The sequence below is a fragment of the Microseira wollei NIES-4236 genome, assembly GCF_020521235.1.
GTDB lineage: Bacteria > Cyanobacteriota > Cyanobacteriia > Cyanobacteriales > Aerosakkonemataceae > Microseira > Microseira wollei.
In genome coordinates this window covers 1-256 of record NZ_BLAY01000711.1, presented here as the reverse complement: position 1 = coordinate 256, position 256 = coordinate 1, and the positions used below count along the sequence as shown (strand labels likewise).

The window sequence follows — 256 nt, the reverse complement described above, 5'->3', positions numbered from 1 at the left end:
AGAATCTCTTTGGCAGGCAGGATGCCTAACCCACAAGATTTATGGCAGAGGTCTATTAGACTGGTGCAAAAAAGAATCTCTTTGGCAGGCAGGATGCCTAACCCACAAGATTTATGGCAGAGGTCTACCAGACTGGTGCAAAAAAGAATCTCTTTGGCAGGCAGGATGCCTAACCCACAAGATTTATGGCAGAGGTCTATTAGACTGGTGCAAAAAAGAATCTCTTTGGCAGGCAGGATGCCTAACCCACAAGATT

The 256-nt window shown here is 45.7% G+C and carries 1 protein-coding gene; it reads left to right on the top strand.

The features are described from left to right. Positions 1-21: 21 nt before the first annotated feature. On the top strand, positions 22-256 hold a 235-nt coding region (locus tag MiSe_RS50315), incomplete at its 3' end, for a hypothetical protein (RefSeq protein WP_226595124.1).